Source organism: Achromobacter sp. ACM05 (genome assembly GCF_019218915.1).
Lineage (GTDB): Bacteria > Pseudomonadota > Gammaproteobacteria > Burkholderiales > Burkholderiaceae_B > Achromobacter > Achromobacter animicus.
Genome location: NZ_JAHUWQ010000024.1, coordinates 1 through 261, shown reverse-complemented (window position 1 = coordinate 261; position 261 = coordinate 1). Strand labels below are relative to the sequence as shown.

1 protein-coding gene is annotated in these 261 nt (G+C 63.6%); it reads right to left on the bottom strand.

Going from position 1 to position 261, the window contains the following annotated elements; translation table 11 throughout:
* Positions 1 to 261, bottom strand: a 261-nt coding sequence (locus tag KW836_RS27725; RefSeq protein ID WP_218345310.1) for a VCBS domain-containing protein, incomplete at both ends; no start/stop codon positions are given.

Below are 261 nucleotides of genomic sequence, written 5' to 3'. Positions count from 1 at the left end.
CGTTGATCGTGATGGTCAGCACCGCTTCGCTCTTGTCGCCGTCCGCGTCGGTGATGGTGTAGCGGATGGTTTCGGTCAGCGTCTGGCCGTTGTTCAGCGCTTGAACTGCGGGCAGGCCGTTGTTCAGTTGGTACGACCACGTGCCGTCGCCGTTGTGGACCAGCGTGCCGTACTTGGCGTCGGTGGTCGTGATCACGACGGTGGTCTTGTCCGCGCCCAGCGTGTCGTTGGTCAGAACGTTGCCCGTGATCGGGGTGGCGG